Here is a 17,644-nt window from a genome sequence, read left to right as displayed (position 1 = left end):
AGACTTCTAACAGACCCATGACCGGATTCGTTCCCAGCTTCACATGATTTTTCAGCGCGCACTACGACGCGAATTGACCAGCACCGCCGGCGCTGTCTTCACCACCCTGTTCACCATCACCTTGACCGTGATGCTGATCAAGATCCTCGGTCAGGCCGCAGGTGGCCAGGTGGCTTCGCAGGATGTGGTGGCCTTGATCGGCTTCCAGTCCCTCAATTACATGCCGGTGATCCTTATCCTCACCGGATTCATCTCGGTGCTGCTGGTGATGACCCGCAGCTACCAGGACTCCGAAATCGTGGTCTGGTTTTCGTCCGGCCTGTCGCTGACCCGCTGGATTCGTCCGGTGCTGCTGTTCGGCTGGCCGATCGTGGTGCTGGTGTCGGTACTCAGTTTCGTGGTGACGCCCTGGGCCAACCAGGAAAGCGGCGAATACCGCAAACGCTTCGAACAGCGCGAAGACATCGCGCGCGTGTCGCCCGGCAAGTTCCAGGAGTCGGCCAGCGCCAACCGCATCTTCTTCGTTGAGGGCATTTCGGGTGATGCTTCCAAGGTCAAGAATATCTTCGTCAATACCGTCGGCACCGATGGCAGGAACAGCGTGGTAGTGGCCAAGGAAGGCGAGACCGTGGTCGATGCCGACGGCGAGAAATTCGTCGTCATGAGCCAGGGGCGGCGCTACGATGGTACGCCCAGCCTGCCGGAATTCCAGCTCGTCGACTTCGAACGCTATGGCCTGCTGATCGGCAGCCAGTCGCAGGCCGCCGCCGGCGACCGTTCGGCGCGCGCCATGCGCATGGACGAATTGCTGGCCAAGGATGACGGTTTTGCGCGTGGCGAACTGTTATGGCGCATCGCCTTGCCGCTGATGTCGTTGTCGCTGATGTTGCTGGCGATCCCGCTGTCGTTCGTCAATCCGCGCGCCGGTCGTTCGCTGGGGCTGCTGGTGGCCTTGCTGCTGTTCGTGGTCTACAGCAATACGGTGAGCGTGTTCCAGGCGTCGGTGGCGCAGGGACGGTCCAGTTTCATGATGGCCTGGTGGCCAGTGCACGTGGCGGTGGTGGCGCTGATCGTCGGCATGTTCCTGTTGCGGCTCAAGGTCAACAGTCGTTATCACCCATCCATACTGTGGTCGGCGTTGCGCCGCGCACTGGTTTTCAAGCGCGAGGCCTGACATGAAGGTGATTCAACGTTATTTCACCAGCGAGATCACGCGCTCGGTGATGTTCGCGCTGGCGGCGTTCCTGGCGCTGTTTGCGTTCTTCGAGATGATGGGCCAGCTGGAACAGGTCGGCCGCAATGGCTACAAGTTGCAGCAGGCGGTGCTGTATGTGCTGATGGGCTTGCCCGGCAACGTCTATGAGTTGATGCCGACGGCGGTGCTGATCGGCACCATCTATACGCTGTCGCAGTTTGCGGCGCGTTCCGAATTCACCATCATGCGCGCCTCCAGCATGTCGACCGCGATGGCGGCCAAGGTGCTCATGCGCATCGGTCTCGGCTTTGCCGTGATGACCATCCTGTTCGGCGAACTGATTTCACCCAAGGCCACCGAATGGGCCGAAAAGCTCAAGCTGCAGGCGCAGGGCGCGTCGCTGTCGTCGCAATTCAAGTCGGGCATGTGGGCCAAGGACGTGATCAAGGATCAAGGCCTGGAAGGCAACGTCACCGGCAGCCGTTTCATCAACATCCAGTCGATCCAGCCGGATGGCCGCATCAGCGGCGTCAAGCTGTACGAGCTGGATCGCGAGTTCCACATGGCGCGCATGGTGACGGCAGCCACCGGCGAATACCAGGGCAACCACCAGTGGCAGCTCAGCAATGTGCTGCAGTCCGACTTTGCCACCGGCAGCAAGGACCGCGGCATCACCGAACCGGTCAAGACCCAGAAGCTGCCCAGCCTGACGCTGGTGTCGGAGGTGACCCCCGAGATTCTCTCGGTGCTGTTTGCCGATCCCGACCGCATGTCGGCCTACGACTTGCGCGCCTATACCAAACACCTGGAAGCCAACAACCAGCGCACCGAGCGCTATGAGATCGCGTTCTGGAAAAAGATCGTCTACCCGCTGTCGATCTTCGTGATGCTGGCGCTGGCGCTGCCGTTCGCCTACCTGCATTTCCGCGCCGGCGGCGTGAGCCTGAAGATCTTCACCGGCATCATGATCGGGGTGTGCTTCCAGCTCATCAATAGCCTCTTCTCGCACCTGGGCCTGCTCAACACCTGGCCGGCCTTGATCACGGCGGCATTGCCCAGCTTGTTGTTCATGGGCTTGGCCGTGGGCGCATTGTGGTGGGTGGAGCGACACTGATGGCGACACTATCGATGCGATCGCTGGTCCTGTTCGCGCACGGCGCCCGGGATCCGGCCTGGGCCCAGCCGTTCGAGCGCCTGCGCGCGCTGGTGCAGGCCGCGCGCCCGGAGCTGAGCGTGCAACTGGCTTTTCTGGAACTGATGCAGCCCGACCTGCCATCGCTGGCCGCCGCCGAGATCGGGCGCGGCGTCTCCGCCATCACGGTGGTGCCGGTCTTTCTTGGTCAGGGCGGGCATGTCCGGCGCGATTTGCCGCAACTGATCGGGTCGTTGCGCCAATCCCACCCCGGGGTCGTTATCGACGTCGTCGACGCGGTGGGCGAAGACGATGCCGTGCTGCAGGCCATCGCGGCCTACTGTCTGCGCGTGGCGCATGGCTGAGCTGGCGCAGTTGCGCTGAACCCCTTCCCGGGTCTGCCTGTCTCATCCTCAATCGCGCGCCGCGCATTTCGAGGATGAATTCCCATGAAGCGCTATTGGCGCATAGCTGTATTGATGCTGGTGCTGGTTGCAGCCGCTGTGGCGGTCCATGTCAGCGGCCTTGGCCACCTGCTGGGTCCGGCTTATCTGCAGCAACTCATCCAGAGCCATCCGGTCAGCGGATTGGCGCTCTATATCGGTTTGTTCTGCCTGGGTAACCTGCTGCACCTGCCGGGCTGGATCTTCCTGGCCGGGGCGGTGCTGGCGCTGGGCAAGCTATGGGGAGGGATGGCCACTTATGCAGCGGCCGTGCTGTCCTGCTCGGTGACTTATTTTCTGATTCGCGCCATCGGTGGCGACGCCTTGCGCGTGATCCACCATCGCTATGTGGTGTCGATCCTGCGTCGGCTCGACAGTCATCCGGTGGCCAGCATTTCGCTGCTGCGAGTGCTGTGCCAGACCATGCCCACGGTCAATTACGTGCTGGCGCTGTCGGGCGTTTCCTTTCGCCACTACCTGCTGGGCACGCTGATCGGCTTGCCGCTGCCGATCCTGCTCTATTGCCTGTTATTCGATTACCTGGGCGGGATGCTCGGCTGGAATTAGAACAGTCGCGCGCCGTTGGGCAGCGCCTGGTCGGGCGAGAACAGCACCACCTCGCCGGCCGCATCGGGAAAGCCCAGCGTCAACACCTCTGACATGAACTTGCCGATCTGGCGCGGCGGAAAATTGACCACCGCCGCCACCTGGCGGCCGACCAATGCTGCGGGCTGGTAATGCGTGGTGATCTGGGCGCTGCTCTGGCGTACGCCGATGCCGGGGCCGAAATCGATCTTCAGCTTGTAGGCGGGCTTGCGTGCCTCGGGAAAAGGATCGGCGGCAATGATGGTGCCGAGCCGGATATCGACCTTCAGAAAGGCATCGAAATCGATCGCTTCGGCGGCCGGGGCGTTGGGGTCGTGCAGCAGGTGCATGGCGTCATTCCATTCAGGTTGCGCCCGGGCGGCGCTGATTCAGTCGCGACCCGCCAGGGCCGGGCCGATCATCACCAGCACCGGGCCGCTGCAGGCTTGCAGGCCGGGTTCGAGGGCCGACAGTTGCAGGTGGTAGATACGCTCGTCGGGACGGCTGCAGTTCTCGACCACCACCACCGGCGTGGTCGGCGCATGACCCAGTTCCAGCAGGCGTCGCGCGGTGGCGGTGGCTTCGCGCCCGCCCATGTACTGCACCAGCGTGTCGCCGTTGGGCATGATCACTTCGCCGGGCTGGTCGGGCGCGGTGCTGGAGGTAAATAACGAGACGCTGCGTGCAATGCCGCGTCGCGTCAGTGGCCGTTTGGCAGAGGCCGCTGCCGCCAGTGCGGCAGTAATGCCGGGAACGATGTCGTAGGGGATGCCATGCGCTTCGAGTGCGCGCATTTCTTCGTCGGCGCGGCCGAACAGCATCGGGTCGCCGCCTTTCAGGCGCACCACCCGGCGATATTGCTGTGCGGCCTGCACCAGCCTGGCATTGATTTCGACCTGGGCGGTCGAACGCTGGCCGCTGCGCTTGCCGACCGGGATCAGCACCGCCTGCGGGCACAGCGCCAGGATCTCGTCGGTCACCAGGGCGTCGTGCAGGACCGCCTCGGCTTGCGCCAGCAGGCGCACACCGCGCACCGTGAGCAAGTCGGCCGCGCCGGGGCCGGAGCCGATCAGCCACACCCGGCCCGGATGTTGCGGGCTGGGGGCAGGGGAGTCGGAGGTGAGCGCAGATGCTGCCGGATCGGTGGCCATGGCCGGTAACGCTTTGAAGAGTTTTAATCGATCCGAATCATACCAGCGGCCACCGTCTGGTGCGTCACTTCATCGATCAGGATGAAGGCGCCCGTGGCGCGGATGGCGTCGTAGCTGTCGGCGGCGATCGGCTGCTGCACATTGACGCTGATGCGGGCGATGTCGTTGAGCTTGAGGGTGTCGGCCGGGCGCCGCTCCTGGGTATTGATGTCGAGCAGCGTGTCGACCTTCGCCACGCGTGCGGCCACCTGCTTGGTGGTGTGCTTGAGCCAGTACTTGCGACGCAGGTCCAGCGGTTCCTCGGACAGCCAGCAGACATCGGCCTGCACCGTCTTGAGCGCAGCCGGCGGCTGGTCGGCTGCGGCCAGCATGTCGCCGCGCGAAATATCCAGGTACTGGTCCAGCAGCAGCGTCACCGATTGACCGGCGCTGGCGCTGTCCAGCGAGCCGTCCAGGGTCTGGATGTCCTTGACGGTGGCGCTCTGGTTGCCGGGCAATACCAGCAGTTGATCGCCGCGTTTCACCTGGCCCGCTTCGATGCGTCCCATGTAGCCGCGGAAGTCGTTGGCTTCGTGGCCGTTGTGGCGCGCCACCAGTTGCACCGGAAAACGGAACGGTTCCGCATGCGCTTCTTCGTAGACCGACAGCGACTCCAGCAATTCGATCAGCGTCGGGCCTTGGTGCCAGGCCAGGTTGTCCCCCTTGGCCACCACGTTGTCGCCGGCCAGCGCCGACAGCGGGATCGGATGCACATCCTTGAGCCCCAGCTGTTGCGCAAACGCCTGGTAGGCGCCGACGATGCGCTCATACACCGTGCGGTCGTAGTTCACCAGGTCCATCTTGTTGATGGCCACGATCACGTGCTCGATCTGCAGCAGGTGGGCGATGGTCGAATGGCGCTTGGTCTGGGTCAGCAATTCGACGCTGCCATCGTCGCCCAGCTTGACCTTGGACACGTCCACCAGGATGATCACGGCATCCGCGGTCGACGCGCCGGTGACCATGTTGCGGGTGTACTGCTCGTGGCCCGGGGTGTCGGCGATGATGAACTTGCGCTTGGGCGTGGCAAAGTAACGATACGCGACGTCGATGGTGATGCCTTGTTCGCGCTCGGCTTCGAGGCCGTCGGTCAGCAACGACAGGTCGACCGTGTCACCCACGGTGCGCTTGTGCTTGGCGCGCGAGATGGCGTCGAGCTGGTCGGCGAAGATGCCCTTGCTGTCGAACAGCAGGCGGCCGATCAGGGTGCTCTTGCCATCGTCGACCGAACCGGCGGTGATGAAGCGCAGCAGGCCGCGCTCGTGCGACTGGGCGCCGGCGGCGTGCGATTGTTCTTGTGCGACTGCGGCGTTCATCAGAAATATCCTTCTTTCTTGCGTTTTTCCATCGAGGCTTCGGAGGTCTGGTCGTCCATCCGGGTGGCGCCCCGTTCGGTGATCTGGGTCACTGCGGTTTCGGCGATGATGGCCGCCACCGTGTCGGCGTCGGACGCCACCGGGCAGGTGCACGAGATGTCGCCCACGGTACGGAAGCGCACCACGCGGTTTTCTACGGTCTCGCCCTCACGCGCCGGGGTCAGGTCGGTCAGCGGCACCAGCAGGCCGTTGCGCGGGATGACCTGGCGTTCGTGGGCAAAATAGATCGGGGGCAGGGCCAGCTTTTCGCGGGCGATGTACTGCCATACGTCTAACTCGGTCCAGTTCGAGATCGGGAACACGCGCATGTTCTCGCCCGGATGCACGCGGGTGTTATACAGGTCCCACAGTTCGGGGCGCTGGGCCTTCGGGTTCCACTGGCCGAATTCGTCGCGGAACGAAAAGATGCGTTCCTTGGCGCGCGCTTTCTCTTCGTCGCGGCGGGCGCCGCCGATACAGGCGTCGAACTTGAACTCGTCGATGGTCTCCAGCAGCGTCACCGCTTGCGCCGCATTGCGCGAATCGGTCTGCGGGTTACGCAGGCGTACCGTGCCGCGCTTGATCGAGTCTTCCACCGAACGCACCACCAGGCGCTCGCCCAGTTCGGCGGCGCGGCGGTCGCGAAACTCGATCACTTCGGCGAAGTTGTGGCCAGTGTCGATGTGCACCAGCGGAAACGGGAACTTGCCCGGACGGAAGGCCTTTTCGGCGATGCGCAGCAGCACCACCGAGTCCTTGCCGCCGGAGAACAGCAGCGCCGGGTTGCTGCACTCGGCCGCGACCTCGCGCATGATGTGGATGGCTTCCGATTCCAGCCAGTCCAGATGACGGTTGCTGGCGTTGTCCAGAAAAAGTTTGTCTACCGCTGTGTTCATGCCGGGCCTTCCGATGCTGATTAATTTGTTGCTGCGTGAGACTTGATGCGAATGAGCTTGCCATCCACCACGTGCAGGCCGCACTCCTTGGAGTCCGGATTTTCCCACCACCAGCGTCCGGCGCGCACATCCTCGCCGGGTTCGATGGCGCGGGTACAGGGCTGGCAGCCGATCGATGGAAATCCCTGGTCGTGCAGCCGATTGTAGGGCACGTCATTGGCGCGGATGTAGTCCCAGACGTCCTGCTCGGACCAGTCGGCCAGGGGGTTGAATTTTTCCATTCCGTGGGCGTCGTCGCGCTCCTGCACATCGAGTGCGGCGCGGGTGACCGACTGCGCCCGACGCTGCCCGGTGACCCAGGCGCGCTTGCCGGCCAGGGCCCGGTTGAGCGGTTCCATCTTGCGGATGCGGCAGCATTCCTTGCGCAATTCGACGCTGTCGTAGAAGGCGTTGAGGCCGTGCTGCCGCACGTAGTGTTCGACCGCTTCCGGCTGCGGGCGATAGGCCTCGACCTGGTAGCCATAGGTGGCGTTGATACGGTCGAACATCTCCAGCGTCTCGGCGTGCAGCCGGCCGGTTTCCAGCGAGAAGATGCCGATCCGGTCCTGCAAGCCTGCGCGCAGGATCAGGTCGGTCAACACCATGTCTTCCGCCGCCAGGCTGGACGCGAACACGGCCGGCGAAAACTGGCTGGCGATCAGTTCCAGCGTGGCGCGGGTGCGTGCGATGAGGTCCTGCAAAGCGTGTTCCGACATGATGTTGCTCCTGCCTTAGTCCGCGCTGTGCGTGTTCTCGCGCCGCACGCGACGAAACAGCGGGTTCTTTTCGTCCCACGAGGTCTGGTACTTCTCGGAGAAGTCGGTCAGCCCCTTGATGGCGTCGTGGATGTCCTTGTCGGCGCGCACGGCGAAGGCGTCGAAGCCGACCCGCTGCATGTAGAACAACTGGTCGCGCAGCACATCGCCGATGGCGCGCAATTGGCCGGTGTAACCCAGCCGCGCACGCAGGTTGTAGGCGATCGAATAGCCCCGGCCATCGGCGAACTTGGGGAAGTCCACGGCGACCACCTGGAAGTGTTCCAGTTCGCCCTTGAGTTCTTCCGCACGCTCATCGCTGGCCAGCCAGACGCCCAGATCAGGGCGTTGCTCAAGCGCCGCGCGCTGGGCTTTCCAGACCGTCAGCGGCACCACGGTTTTGCCTTCCGGGACAGTGACCGTCTCGGCGCTTTCGCCTTCGGCCAGGCGCAGGATGGTCCAGTCGTCGGCGACGATGGTCTTGTTCTTGATGATGTCAGGCATGTGCGTCTTCTCCGGCGACATAGGCACCCGATGCAATCGGCGTGGCGTAAACAAATTCCTTGAAGGGCGCGACGCCGATGCGGCGCACCGTGTCGATGAAGCGTTCGTCTTCATTGCGCTGGGCCACATAGACCTGCAGCAGGCGATCGATGACGGTCGGCATCTGCGGCGCCGAGAACGACGGTCCGATGATCTTGCCCACCGACGATTGATTGCCCTGGGCGCCGCCGAGCGACACCTGGTACCACTCGGAGCCGTCCTTGTCGACGCCCAGCACGCCGATGTTGCCGACGTGGTGGTGGCCGCAGGCGTTGATGCAACCCGAGATGTTGAGTTCGATCTCGCCGATGTCGTGCTGGTAGTCGATGTCTTCGAACTTCTCGGCGATGGCTTGCGCGATCGGGATCGACTTGGCATTGGCCAGCGAGCAGAAGTCGCCGCCCGGGCAGCAGATGATGTCGGTCAGCAGCCCGATGTTGGGCGTGGCCAGGCCGTGCGTCTTGGCCAGTTGCCACACCGCGTACAGTTCGCCCTGTTCGACATCGGCCAGCACCAGGTTCTGCTCGTGGGTCACGCGCAGTTCGCCGAAGCTGTACTGGTCGGCCAGGTCGGCCACGAAATTCATTTGGTCGGCGGTGATGTCGCCCGGCGGCACGCCGGGTTTCTTCAGCGACAGCACCACGGCCGCGTAGCCGGGCACCTTGTGCGGCTTGACGTTGCGCTGCAGCCAGTTGGCAAAGCCGCGCTCTTCCGACTTCCTGCGCTCGAATTCGGCATCGACGGCCGGCAGGGTCTTGTAGGCCGGGGCCACGAAGAATTGCGCCACGCGTTGCAGTTCTTCTTCGGTCAGGGTCGATGGGCCATCCTTGATCTGCGCCCATTCTTCTTCGACCTGGCGCGCAAAGTCCTCGGGGCCGATGGCCTTGACCAGGATCTTGATGCGCGCCTTGTACATGTTGTCGCGACGGCCGTACTGGTTGTAGACCCGCAGGATCGCTTCCAGGTACGACATCGCATGCTGCCAGGGCAGGAAGTCACGAATCACGCTGCCCAGGATCGGCGTGCGGCCCATGCCGCCGCCGACCAGCACGCGGAAGCCCACTTCGCCGGCATCGTTCTTGATCACATGCAGGCCGATGTCGTGCACGGCGGTGGCCGCGCGGTCTTCCAGCGCGCCGCTGATGGCGATCTTGAACTTTCGCGGCAGGTAGGCGAATTCGGGGTGGAAGGTGCTCCATTCGCGAATCAGCTCGGCGTAGGGGCGGGGGTCGACGATTTCGTCGGCGGCCACGCCTGCCAGTTCGTCCGAGGTGGTGTTGCGGATGCAGTTGCCCGAGGTCTGGATGGCGTGCATCTCGACGCTGGCCAGTTCGGCCAGGATATCGGGGGACTCTTCCAGCTTGATCCAGTTGAACTGGATATTCTGGCGGGTGGTGAAGTGACCGTAGCCGCGGTCGTTCTTGACGGCGATCTCGGCAAACTTGCGCAACTGGTTCGACGCCAGCATGCCGTAGGGGATGGCGATGCGCAGCATGTAGGCATGGCGCTGCAGGTACAGTCCATTCTGCAGGCGCAGGATGCGGAACTCGTCTTCGGCCAATTCATCCGACAGGCGCCGACGCACCTGGTCACGGTATTGTGCGACGCGCTCTTTGACGATCTGGTGATCGTATTGGTCATAGCGGTACATCTTTTAGTCCCCGTTAACGTCTTATGGAGCCGCGCACGCATGCGGACATGCTCCGTATTGAAAAACCAGCCTGCACGATCAGCTTCAAATCAGCTTTTGGGGCGACGCTCGTCAGCGTAATCGCCAGCAGGCCACACAAGGTTGCAGCGACCATGGTCGCCCGTGCAGTTTACTCCCGAACAGCAACGCATTGCGGCTCGCGCTGGCGACGCGTCTGGCGGCTTCATAAGAAACAGTCATAACACCTCGCCCATTAGTCGACAAATCGTAATAAACTTATGTATCAAACCAAACTACATAGTATTTATTTGCTTATATACGTCTTTGGCATATAGAAGTGCGAATACCGAATTTGCTGGTCGGCGTCCGCCGGCTGGCCCCCGGTAGTGAGGGCAGGCTAACAACAGCAGCGGTCGCGCGGCCGTTTGCGAGGACTTTCCATGAATCTTCATCAATTCCGTTTCGTGCGCGAAGCGGTGCGTCAGAATTTCAACCTTACCGAGGCGGCCAAGGCGCTCTACACGTCGCAGCCGGGCGTATCCAAGGCCATCATCGAGCTCGAGGAAGAGCTGGGGGTCGATATCTTCACGCGCCACGGCAAGCGCATTCGCGGCTTGACCGAACCCGGTCGCGCGGTGCTGAAATCGGTGGAGCTGATCATGCAGGAAGTCGATGGCCTCAAGCGCATCGGCAAGGAATTCGCCGCCCACGACAGCGGCAGCTTCACCATCGCCACCACCCACACCCAGGCCCGCTATGCGCTGCCGAAGGTGGTGCAGGCATTTACCCAGAAATATCCCAAGGTGCATCTTTCGTTGCTGCAGGGCAATCCGCGCCAGATCACCGAGATGGTGCGCAACGACCAGGCCGACATCGCCATCGCCACCGAGGCGCTGACCGCCATCGACGGCCTGGTGTCGCTGCCGTGCTACCAGTGGGAACACGTGGTGGTGGTGCCGCCCGATCATCCCTTGCTGCAATCGAAGAACCTGACGCTGGAAGAAATCGCCAGCAATCCGCTGATCACCTATGACGCCGCCTTCACCGGCCGCAGCAAGATCGATCATGCATTCGGCCTGCGCAACCTGAAGCCTGACATCGTGCTGGAGGCGATCGACGCCGATGTCATCAAGACCTATGTCGAGCTGGGCATGGGCGTGGGCATCATCGCCGGCATCGCCTTCGACGCCGAACGCGACCGCGGCCTGCGCGCCTTGCCGGCCGGCCACCTGTTCGGCACCAACGTCTCGCGCGTGGCGCTCAAGCAGGGCGCTTACCTGCGCGGCTATGTCTATACCTTCATCGAATTGCTGGCGCCGACCCTCAACCGCAAGCTGATCTCGCAGGTCATGGAAGGCGAGAAGGACATGTACGAGCTGTGAGCACGCTGACTATCCAGACCCGGCGTCGCCTGCGTCGCCTGTGGCTTCAATACGGCATTCTCTGGAGTGGTGCGGTGGTCACCGGCCTGGTGGCGGTGATGTATGCCTGGCTGATCGATTATGGATTCTCGCTGTTTCATGGCGTGCAGCAGCAGCACCCCTGGTTACCGCTGCTGCTCACGCCGGCTACCGGCGCGGCGTCGGTCTGGCTGACCCGGCGCTTCTTCGTCGGCGCCGAGGGCAGCGGCATTCCGCAAGTCATCGCCGTGCTCGGCGACGATACCCCGCATGATTCGCCACTGGCCCGGCGTCTGCTGACGTTGCGCATCGTCGCCGGCAAGATCGGCGTCTCGTTCATGGGCATCCTGGGCGGCTTTGCCATCGGTCGCGAAGGCCCCACGGTGCAGATCGGGGCGGCGCTGATGTTCAACCTGCGTCGGCTCTATCCACGCCATGCCAGCGCGGCCATCGAAAAACGACTGATCCTGGCCGGCGCCGCCGCCGGCCTGGCGGCGGCTTTCAATACGCCGCTGGCCGGTATCGTATTCGCCATCGAAGAGCTCTCGCGCAGTTTCGAGCAGCGCGCCAGTGGCGTGATCATCACCACCATCATCTTTGCCGGCATCGTGGCGCTTGGCCTGAACGGCAATACCGTGTATTTCGGCTCGATCACGGCGGTCGTCGACAGCGCCCGCGAGATGGTGCTGGCGGTGTTGGTGAGCGGCGTGTCGATGGGCGTGGCAGGGGGCGTCTTCTGCTGGCTGCTGCTCAATACGCAGCGCTGGATACCGGCGCCCTTGCGCCAATTGCGCAGCCAGCGTCCGGTGTTGTTCGGGGCCTTGTGCGGCCTGGTGGTGGCGCTGATCGGCGTGCTCGCCGGGGGCGCGACCTTCGGTAGCGGTTACCTCGAGGCACGCGGTTTGCTGAGCGGCGAGCAGCAGTTGTCGGCGTTCTATCCGCTGGCCAAGATGGCGGCCCTGGTCGGGTCCTACCTGCCGGGCATTCCGGGCGGGATCTTCGCGCCTTCGCTGTCCATCGGCGCCGGGTTTGGCAATCTGCTGCACATGGCGTTTGGCGATATCTCGCTGCCGACCCTGATCGCGCTGGCCATGGTGGGTTACCTGGCGGCGGTGACGCAGTCGCCGATCACGGCGTTCGTGATCGTCATGGAAATGATCAACGGCCATGCGCTGGTGATTTCACTGATGGCCACGGCGCTACTGGCCACGCAGGTCTCGCGCCTGTTTGCGCCGTCGCTGTACGAGGCCTTGTCGGAACGCTATCGGCGTCATCGGCAAGCCGACGGCAACGTCCCCCCGAAACCGCACGATGCACGCCAGATGGACTTGTTCGACAAGTGACGTGAGGGTCATCAGAGGGCAATAAAAAATGGCATCCCGCGGGATGCCATTTTCATGGAGCTGGTGCGATCTGGCTTAGCCCTGCGCCAACGCCCGTTCGGTATCGCGGCAGCCGTCCAGCAGGAACGACAGGCCTACCACCAGCACCAGTTCGCCCTCGGCCGAACGGGCCGTGCCGGTGATGCCGCTGGTGTGGATGGCGGTCAATGGCTTGATGACCAGGTCGGCCGTGCCTTCGACTGCTTCCACGCTGAGGATGTAGGGATGCGGTACCGCCATCACCACGCCCACCCGCTCGACACCCGGTTCATAGCCCAGCACGGCGGCCAGCGAATGGACCGGCAACGGACGACCCTGGTCGCGCATGACCGGGGCGCCGCCCACGCCATCGAAATTCTCGGGCAGCTCGACCACCCGTTCGACCACTGCCATCGGCAGCGCCAGCGGGGCGCCGGCGCAACGCACCAGCATGGTCGGGATGATCGACAGTTCGATCGGCAGGCGGATCGAGAATTTGGTGCCCTTGCCGATGGTCGAATCGATACGGATGGTGCCCCGGTGCTTTTCGACGGCGGTCTTGACCACGTCCATGCCGACCCCGCGGCCGGACACGCTGGAAGCCACTTCCTTGGTCGAGAAGCCCGGCAGGAACACCAGTTGCAGCGCCTCGTCGGTAGTCAGCGCCTGGTGTTCGGTGATCAGGCCCTTGGCCAGCGCCTTGCTGCGCAGCATCTCGGGGTCCATGCCCTTGCCATCGTCGAACACCTCGATCATCACGCTGCTACCGGCCTGCCAGGCATGCAGCGAGATGGTGGACTTGTTCGACTTGCCGGCGGCGGCGCGATCGACTTCGATGCCGTGGTCCAGCGAGTTGCGCAGCATGTGCACCAGCGGATCGTAGAGGCTGTCGACCACCACGCGGTCGACTTCGGTGTCGGCGCCCGAGATGGCCAGGTCAACGTCCTTGCCGAGATCCTTGGCCAGTTCGCGCACCAGTCGCGGGAATTTCTGGAACAGGCGGCCGACCGGTTGCATCCGCGTCGACAACGTGGCGCGCTGCAATTCGCTGGAATAGCGCGAGGCGCGGCCCAGCGTTTCGGCCAGGGTCGACATCAGGGCGCCGGCGGTGCCTTCAAACTTGAACTGCTGCAGTTTCTCGAGCAGGACGGCGGCCTGGTTGGCGGCCTGTACCGATTCGCCGGCGACTTCGAGCAGGGCATCGAGCTTGCCGGCATCGATACGGATGCTTTCTTCCTTGGCGCTACCGGTGTCGGAGGCGCGGCGGTTTTGCTGTGCCGGAGCAGCCTTGGCGACTTCGGCGGGGGCTGCGGCTTCGGCCGCTGCCACTGGTGCGGCCGGCGCGGCGGCTGCCACGGCAGCAGCAGGCGCTTCGGCGCCAGGGGCATTGGGCGCTACGGCGCGGTACAGCGCATCCCAGTCGAGCTGGCCGTCGGTCATCACGCCGGCGCCGTTGGCCGCCGGTGTTGCCGTGGCGGCAATCGCCGGGGCTGCCACCGGGGCGGCGACGGCGGCAGGGGCTGCGGCAGCGGCGGCGGGCGCAGCAGCCTTGCCTTCGATGGCCTGGTTCAGGATGCCCTCGAGGTCGGCCGGCATCGATGCCAGGCTGTCAGGCGCGGCGCCGTTGGACAGTTCGGTCAACTGGTCCGCCACGAAACCGCTCGCCTGCAACGCGGCCTCGATGGCCAGCGGCGTGACGGGCGCCTTGCCGGTGCGCAGCGCATCGAACAGGTTTTCGGTCAGGTGACAGGCCGACACCATCGCCGGCAGGTTGACGAAACCGGCGCCGCCCTTGATGGTGTGGAAGGCGCGGAATACCGCATTGAGGATTTCCAGGTCGTCAGGATGTCGTTCGAGCGTCAGCAGATGCTCTTCCACGTTGGTAGCAAGCTCCAACGCTTCAACGACAAAATCCTTGAGCATTTCGTCATCCATTAGAACCCCAGGCTATCGAGTAAGTCATCGACGTCAGGCTGGCCCATGGCGGTACCGGGCACGGCCGGACCATTCATCAGCGAGACCGGTTTTTCTGCTTCGATCTGGGCCTTGACCTCGGGCGGCGCATTGTCGCGCAGCAACTGCGCCAGTTCGCGTTCTGCCACGGTGGTGATGCCCACGATCTTCTTGATCAATTGCCCGGTGATGTCCTGGAAGTCCTGGGCCATCATGATTTCCAGCATGCGCGCCTTCTCGGCCTCGGTCGATTCGAGCACCGAGTTGGAGAATTTTTGCGAATCGCCCGCCAGCAGCTTGAATTCGTCGATGCTCATCTGGCCGGCGTACAGCTTGGCCCAGCGATCGTTGATGTCCTTGGCTTCGTTCTGCAGGCGGTCCTGCGCCGGCATGCCCGAGTCGAGCGCGTTGAGCACCTTGTTGGCTGCCTGTTCGGTCAGGGTGGCGACGTGCTCGAGGCGGCTCTGGGCGTCGCCGATCTGGGTCGCGACATCGGTCAGCGACCGGTCATAGCCAAGTTCGCGCATCGAATCGTGCAGCAGCCGGACGATCCCGCCCAGGCGTTCGTACATGGGCTTGTCGGCCTGCTCCTCGGCGTCGGCGGCTGCGCCCGGGGGCGCGGCTTCGGCCGTCCCGCTAGCAGGGGCCGGCAGGCTCTGCGCAGAAATTTCGTCAAACAGTGCTTCCAAATCAACGTCGTCGCTCATGTTTTTGATTCTCCCAACAAAACTGGTTCTTTCGATTAGCCGGCCCGGGATCGGCACGCACGTCACGCCCTGGATGGGGGGCGCAGCGTGTCACGCGGTGTTATCCGGTTGAAGTGCATAACGGCGCGTTGACGATGGTCTGAAGGGTGCCTTGATTCATGCGAGGCGCAATCACAGGCAGCACCAGCCTACCATCCCCTCATGCTGAGTATAGGACTGCGGTTGTGCGTCTCATCGCGCAAACAGCGAGTGAATTCCCCCATTTGTTCCAATTTGGCGTCGCTCCGCCTCCCAGCGGTGATCGCGCTTGTTCGATTTGTGCGACGCGCTCACGATTCTAGCGAGCTTTTTCCTGAAAGCAATGCCTTTGCCCTGGTCAGCCCTTATTTTTCTGGCGGGCAACCTTATCGATTGTTGCTGTATCTTGTCAGCAATACAATTGCGGCCTGTCGAGGCCCGCTTTGCCCTGCTGTTTTCCTGTCTTCTAATAATGATATCTGTTCGTTGTGCGCACCGTCTTGGCGTGGTTTTATTTAGTGTTTTCTCGACCACAGCGGTTGCCGACGAGCAGTCTTCGCTGCGACCGGTGACGGTGTCAGCCTCGCGCTTCGGTGACGACGCCGCGTTCGTGCCGGTGGCGGCCACCCTCATCAGCGCCGCACAGATCCGCGATGCCGGCATCGACAATGCCAATGAGGCGATCCGGCGCCTGGGCGGCGTCGTCGGTCGCCAGAGCCTGGCCGGGCCCAGCGACTTCGCGCTCGACCTGCGCGGCTTCGGCGGCGGCGGCGACCGTAACATGGTGGTGCTGCTCGATGGCGTGCGCATCTCTGAAAACGAATTGTCGTCGCCGCTGTTGTCGTCGATTCCGATCGAGGCCATCGAACGCATCGAAATCGTGCGCGGCGGCAGCAGCGTGCTCTATGGCGGCGGCGCCACCGGCGGCACCATCCAGATCATCACGCGCCGGGCGCAGGCCAATGCGATGCGTGCCTCGGTGTCGGCGGAGCTCGGCAGCGATGGCCGGCGTGCCGGACGCGCTTTCGTCGCACGCGGCTGGGACAAGCTGGCCATCGATGCCCACTATGCCCGCATGCAGGATGCCGGCTACCGCCATGACAGCCAGTCCAGCCAGCAGAACTTCAGCAGCGCCCTCCAGTGGTTCGGACCCGATTGGCGCTTCGGCCTGCGCCTGAACCTGGCGCGCGCCGACTATGCGTTGCCCGGTGCACTGACGCTGGCGCAGTTCAATGCCAATCCGCGCCAGTCGAGCCAGCCCGGGAGCCATGGCAGTATCAACAACGATACGGTGACGGCCTTCATGGAGCGTCGTTTTGGCGATATCGAAGTGGCCGGCGAGCTGTCGCACCGCGAAAAGATCGCGCGTGGCGTCTATCGCGGCAGCTTCGGCGTCTCTTCCCTGGAAAGCCACGTCCGCCAACTCCAGTTCTCACCGCGCCTGCGTCACCTGGCGCAGATCGGCGCCATCAGGAACCAGCTGGTGGCCGGCATCGACCTCGCCGAGTGGAGCAACGCGGTCACGGCCAGCTATGGCGACAGCGATGCGGCGCAGCGATCCAGGGCCGCTTACCTGCGTAACGAAATGGAATGGGCCGGCAATACCCGCATCGCCGCAGGCGTTCGTCGCGAGATCTTCAGCCAGCGCAGCGCGGCCGGCGGCTTCGATCGCAGCGGCGCGGTCAATGCCTGGGACTTGCAAGCCAGTCATGCGCCCTGGTCGCCGGTGCGGGTGTTCGTCAAGCTCGGCCAGAGTTACCGGCTGGCCACGCCCGACGAGACCGGTGCGACCAGCCTGCCTGCAGGGCAGGTGCTGAAACCACAGCGTTCGCACGACCTGGAGCTGGGCGCGACCATCGGCAGCGGCGAGCGCACGCTGACGGCGCGCTGGTTCCGCCACCGGGTACACGATGAAATCGTCTATGACCCGACACGCAATGCCGGCTTTGGCGCCAACAGCAACCTGGACGCCACCCGCCATCAGGGGATCGAACTGGAAGGGCGCTGGCGCGCCAGCGGCAGCACCACGTTCAGCGCTACCTATCAGCATGTCGACGCACGCCTGACCGGCGGCGCCAACAGCGGGCGCGAGCTGGCGCTGGTGCCCGCCAACGCATTATCGGCCCGGGTCCGGTGGCGGGCCGGCCGGCATGGCGTGGATGGCGGATTGCGCTGGGTGGATCGCCAGCGACCGGGCAACGATTTCATTAACACCTGCCGCAAGATGCCCTCCATCACGACGCTCGACGCCCGCTATGCGCTGCGCCTGCAATCATGGGAGCTGGCCCTGGCCGGCACCAACCTGGGCGCGCGCCATTATTATTCGCAAGCCTATGCCTGCGACGGCGGCCAGGTGTCGGGACTCTATCCTGAAAACGGGCGGGCGGTAAAATTCACGATTCGTCACGACTTTTGAGCCCC

Annotated in this window: 16 protein-coding genes; 7 read left to right on the top strand and 9 right to left on the bottom strand. The window is 63.8% G+C overall.

What is annotated here, in order from left to right; genetic code table 11:
* Nucleotides 1-43: 43 nt before the first annotated feature.
* From lptF to LBW87_RS02345, 4 genes are all read left to right on the top strand, one after another.
* Nucleotides 44-1,174 (top strand): LPS export ABC transporter permease LptF, encoded by a 1,131-nt coding sequence (gene lptF / locus LBW87_RS02360; RefSeq protein WP_225199816.1) that lies wholly within the window; start codon nt 44-46, stop codon nt 1,172-1,174.
* 1 nt (nt 1,175) lies between these two features.
* Nucleotides 1,176-2,309: an LPS export ABC transporter permease LptG gene (gene lptG, locus LBW87_RS02355; protein WP_225199815.1), complete on the top strand. Its 1,134-nt coding sequence runs from the start codon at nt 1,176-1,178 to the stop codon at nt 2,307-2,309.
* Nucleotides 2,309-2,692, top strand: coding sequence for a sirohydrochlorin chelatase (locus LBW87_RS02350; protein WP_225199814.1), 384 nt, complete (start codon nt 2,309-2,311; stop codon nt 2,690-2,692). The genes lptG and LBW87_RS02350 overlap by 1 nt, the downstream gene beginning before the upstream one ends.
* Nucleotides 2,693-2,776: 84 nt before the next feature.
* A complete protein-coding gene (locus LBW87_RS02345) occupies nt 2,777-3,337 on the top strand; it encodes a TVP38/TMEM64 family protein (protein WP_225199813.1) in 561 nt (186 codons plus the stop codon).
* On the opposite strand, the gene LBW87_RS02340 is transcribed toward LBW87_RS02345, so the two are convergent.
* The 7 genes from LBW87_RS02340 to LBW87_RS02310 are packed head-to-tail and all read right to left on the bottom strand — an operon-like array spanning nt 3,334 to nt 9,784.
* On the bottom strand, nt 3,334-3,705 hold the full coding sequence (locus tag LBW87_RS02340; protein ID WP_225199812.1) for a tRNA-binding protein: 372 nt from the start codon (nt 3,703-3,705) through the stop codon (nt 3,334-3,336). The two genes, LBW87_RS02345 and LBW87_RS02340, sit on opposite strands and share 4 nt — an antisense overlap.
* 39 nt (nt 3,706-3,744) lie before the next feature.
* Nucleotides 3,745-4,506 (bottom strand): uroporphyrinogen-III C-methyltransferase, encoded by a 762-nt coding sequence (gene cobA, locus LBW87_RS02335; RefSeq protein ID WP_225199811.1) that lies wholly within the window; start codon nt 4,504-4,506, stop codon nt 3,745-3,747.
* Between the two features lie 23 nt (nt 4,507-4,529).
* A complete protein-coding gene (locus LBW87_RS02330) occupies nt 4,530-5,861 on the bottom strand; it encodes a sulfate adenylyltransferase subunit 1 (RefSeq protein WP_225199810.1) in 1,332 nt (443 codons plus the stop codon).
* Entirely contained in the window at nt 5,861-6,796 is a 936-nt protein-coding gene (gene cysD / locus LBW87_RS02325) for a sulfate adenylyltransferase subunit CysD (protein ID WP_225199809.1), read from the bottom strand. The genes LBW87_RS02330 and cysD overlap by 1 nt, the downstream gene beginning before the upstream one ends.
* A gap of 20 nt (nt 6,797-6,816) precedes the next feature.
* A complete protein-coding gene (locus LBW87_RS02320) occupies nt 6,817-7,551 on the bottom strand; it encodes a phosphoadenylyl-sulfate reductase (RefSeq protein WP_225199808.1) in 735 nt (244 codons plus the stop codon).
* A gap of 15 nt (nt 7,552-7,566) precedes the next feature.
* Nucleotides 7,567-8,094, bottom strand: a complete 528-nt coding sequence (locus LBW87_RS02315) for a DUF934 domain-containing protein (protein ID WP_225199807.1) — start codon at nt 8,092-8,094, stop codon at nt 7,567-7,569.
* Nucleotides 8,087-9,784, bottom strand: a complete 1,698-nt coding sequence (locus tag LBW87_RS02310; RefSeq protein ID WP_225199806.1) for a nitrite/sulfite reductase — start codon at nt 9,782-9,784, stop codon at nt 8,087-8,089. Before LBW87_RS02310 ends, LBW87_RS02315 begins: the two co-directional genes overlap by 8 nt.
* A 440-nt stretch (nt 9,785-10,224) precedes the next feature.
* Between LBW87_RS02310 and LBW87_RS02305 the strand changes: the two genes are divergently transcribed.
* Nucleotides 10,225-11,166 carry a CysB family HTH-type transcriptional regulator gene (locus LBW87_RS02305; RefSeq protein ID WP_225199805.1) on the top strand — a complete coding sequence of 314 codons (942 nt, stop codon included), beginning with the start codon at nt 10,225-10,227 and terminating at the stop codon, nt 11,164-11,166.
* Complete coding sequence (locus tag LBW87_RS02300) at nt 11,163-12,527, top strand: chloride channel protein (protein ID WP_225199804.1); 1,365 nt, start codon at nt 11,163-11,165, stop codon at nt 12,525-12,527. The genes LBW87_RS02305 and LBW87_RS02300 overlap by 4 nt, the downstream gene beginning before the upstream one ends.
* 75 nt (nt 12,528-12,602) lie before the next feature.
* Here LBW87_RS02300 and LBW87_RS02295 read toward each other — a convergent pair whose 3' ends face one another.
* Both LBW87_RS02295 and LBW87_RS02290 read right to left on the bottom strand, forming a co-directional pair.
* Nucleotides 12,603-14,480: a chemotaxis protein CheA gene (locus LBW87_RS02295; RefSeq protein WP_225199803.1), complete on the bottom strand. Its 1,878-nt coding sequence runs from the start codon at nt 14,478-14,480 to the stop codon at nt 12,603-12,605.
* On the bottom strand, nt 14,480-15,205 hold the full coding sequence (locus LBW87_RS02290) for a protein phosphatase CheZ (protein ID WP_225199802.1): 726 nt from the start codon (nt 15,203-15,205) through the stop codon (nt 14,480-14,482). The genes LBW87_RS02295 and LBW87_RS02290 overlap by 1 nt, the downstream gene beginning before the upstream one ends.
* A 586-nt stretch (nt 15,206-15,791) precedes the next feature.
* On the opposite strand from LBW87_RS02290, the gene LBW87_RS02285 reads away from it, so the two are divergent.
* The gene (locus tag LBW87_RS02285; protein ID WP_225199801.1) at nt 15,792-17,639 is read left to right on the top strand and encodes a TonB-dependent receptor; all 1,848 of its coding nucleotides are present in this window, start codon (nt 15,792-15,794) and stop codon (nt 17,637-17,639) included.
* Nucleotides 17,640-17,644 lie beyond the last annotated feature (5 nt).

Origin of the sequence: Herbaspirillum sp. alder98, from assembly GCF_020179755.1 — a bacterium.
GTDB lineage: Bacteria > Pseudomonadota > Gammaproteobacteria > Burkholderiales > Burkholderiaceae_D > Herbaspirillum.
This window is presented reverse-complemented; position numbering and strand designations above follow the sequence as displayed.

Bases quoted from the DNA above. Each gene is read 5' to 3' on its own strand.
- lptF (WP_225199816.1), top strand. From the start codon at position 44: ATGATTTTTCAGCGCGCACTACGACGCGAATTGACCAGCACCGCCGGC.
- lptG (WP_225199815.1), top strand. From the start codon at position 1,176: ATGAAGGTGATTCAACGTTATTTCACCAGCGAGATCACGCGCTCGGTG.
- LBW87_RS02350 (WP_225199814.1), top strand. From the start codon at position 2,309: ATGGCGACACTATCGATGCGATCGCTGGTCCTGTTCGCGCACGGCGCC.
- LBW87_RS02345 (WP_225199813.1), top strand. From the start codon at position 2,777: ATGAAGCGCTATTGGCGCATAGCTGTATTGATGCTGGTGCTGGTTGCA.
- LBW87_RS02340 (WP_225199812.1), bottom strand. From the start codon at position 3,705: ATGCACCTGCTGCACGACCCCAACGCCCCGGCCGCCGAAGCGATCGAT.
- cobA (WP_225199811.1), bottom strand. From the start codon at position 4,506: ATGGCCACCGATCCGGCAGCATCTGCGCTCACCTCCGACTCCCCTGCC.
- LBW87_RS02330 (WP_225199810.1), bottom strand. From the start codon at position 5,861: ATGAACGCCGCAGTCGCACAAGAACAATCGCACGCCGCCGGCGCCCAG.
- cysD (WP_225199809.1), bottom strand. From the start codon at position 6,796: ATGAACACAGCGGTAGACAAACTTTTTCTGGACAACGCCAGCAACCGT.
- LBW87_RS02320 (WP_225199808.1), bottom strand. From the start codon at position 7,551: ATGTCGGAACACGCTTTGCAGGACCTCATCGCACGCACCCGCGCCACG.
- LBW87_RS02315 (WP_225199807.1), bottom strand. From the start codon at position 8,094: ATGCCTGACATCATCAAGAACAAGACCATCGTCGCCGACGACTGGACC.
- LBW87_RS02310 (WP_225199806.1), bottom strand. From the start codon at position 9,784: ATGTACCGCTATGACCAATACGATCACCAGATCGTCAAAGAGCGCGTC.
- LBW87_RS02305 (WP_225199805.1), top strand. From the start codon at position 10,225: ATGAATCTTCATCAATTCCGTTTCGTGCGCGAAGCGGTGCGTCAGAAT.
- LBW87_RS02295 (WP_225199803.1), bottom strand. From the start codon at position 14,480: ATGGATGACGAAATGCTCAAGGATTTTGTCGTTGAAGCGTTGGAGCTT.
- LBW87_RS02290 (WP_225199802.1), bottom strand. From the start codon at position 15,205: ATGAGCGACGACGTTGATTTGGAAGCACTGTTTGACGAAATTTCTGCG.